This window comes from Lactobacillus sp. UMNPBX17, from assembly GCF_002553735.1.
Classification (GTDB): domain Bacteria; phylum Bacillota; class Bacilli; order Lactobacillales; family Lactobacillaceae; genus Lactobacillus; species Lactobacillus gallinarum.
Genome location: NZ_PCYT01000142.1, coordinates 1 through 1,263, shown reverse-complemented (window position 1 = coordinate 1,263; position 1,263 = coordinate 1). Strand labels below are relative to the sequence as shown.

The 1,263-nt window shown below is 31.6% G+C and carries 2 protein-coding genes; one reads left to right on the top strand and one right to left on the bottom strand.

The window, feature by feature from the left end; translation table 11 throughout:
* Positions 1-20 precede the first annotated feature (20 nt).
* Positions 21-476, top strand: coding sequence for a hypothetical protein (locus CP368_RS09970; protein ID WP_098044372.1), 456 nt, complete (start codon positions 21-23; stop codon positions 474-476).
* A 102-nt stretch (positions 477-578) separates the two neighbouring features.
* Here the strand turns inward: CP368_RS09970 and CP368_RS09965 are convergent, their stop codons facing one another.
* The gene (locus CP368_RS09965) at positions 579-1,187 is read right to left on the bottom strand and encodes a DUF5052 family protein (RefSeq protein WP_025005682.1); all 609 of its coding nucleotides are present in this window, start codon (positions 1,185-1,187) and stop codon (positions 579-581) included.
* Between the last annotated feature and the right edge of the window lie 76 nt (positions 1,188-1,263).

Genomic DNA, 1,263 nt, shown 5'->3' with positions numbered 1-1,263 from the left:
ATATAAGACGAGGAAAAATTATGACAGAAGAAATTGATGTAAATTTTCAAGCTAAGAATCCAAGTGGTATTAAATTATTAAATCGTTTGTATGATGGTCATTTAGTATTAAATGATATCGGTGTTCGTTTGGATGAGCAGCTTAATAATGAAAATGAAGAATTAACTGTACCAACTCAAGAAGACGTTAATAATTTGAACGATACTTTTAGCAAGATGGTACAAACTTTTAGTGATATCACAGATGCTTATGGTAACGTTGATACCTTTGCGGATAATTTTGCCGGTACAACTAAAGATTTTGCAGAAAGATTAATCACTGAAATGGTAGACTTTAATAATGGTATTGCTGATATTGGAGATACTGAAGGTGGTCTTGAAAACTATGATAACGATAAACTCAACGATTGGGTTAACCAGGTTATGGGTGATATTGTAGCTACTAATGAAGCTTTCAATACTTTAATTAAGGAATAATAGTGCTTGAAGATCCAATTTAATAAAAGGCAAAATGGCTTTACAATCTTTAGATGGATCAATTAAAAAGGCGTCTCATGTGTGAGGCGCTTTTTTAATATATTATTTCTTTAAACTAGCTATTGGATAAATAGTGTAATCAGCTCTATAAGCAACAAGACGATGACCATCAATTACAAACTGGGTAGCATTTTTCATATCACTTTTATGGATAGAAACGTTTTTACCAGTGAATACAGCAATTGGCATCCCTAGTTGGCTTCTAATCATAACTACTTTAGCATCACCATTCCAGTCATTTTTAAAATTTTGATACATAGTATTTAATAGTGGAACAGCCTTGTTTTGATCATTGATATTAACATGCTTATTAAATTCATCTTCGTAATTCTTTAGTCCTTCATAGGCAATAAGAGTGGAGCCTACGTGAATCATTCTGTTGTGACCGTAATCAATGTCAATTACGCTAGATTTTTCGTTACCATTGCTGTCTTTTTGAGACATCTTTTTATCTGTATGAATATTAACAGATTTTGCCTTAATTTGATCGATCTTTTGTCCATTTGAATCATAAGTGGAAACTGTCAATGGTAAAGCACCGATTTTAGAGCGCATAGACAGCTCCCAATTTTCAAAATTGCTACAGCCAGAAAGTAAAGCTACGCTTAAAATACTTAAGCTTAACAATGAAATAAGTTTCTTTTTACGCATATGTTTTAAATTCCTCAATTCATACTTAATAGTGATGAGTTTAATTTTATCATATTTGTACTTAAGGGATGCAAAA

What these genes read in the sequence shown, in the direction of transcription:
- CP368_RS09965 (WP_025005682.1), bottom strand. Translation starts at nt 1,187, where the DNA reads ATGCGTAAAAAGAAACTTATTTCATTGTTAAGCTTAAGTATTTTAAGC.
- CP368_RS09970 (WP_098044372.1), top strand. Translation starts at nt 21, where the DNA reads ATGACAGAAGAAATTGATGTAAATTTTCAAGCTAAGAATCCAAGTGGT.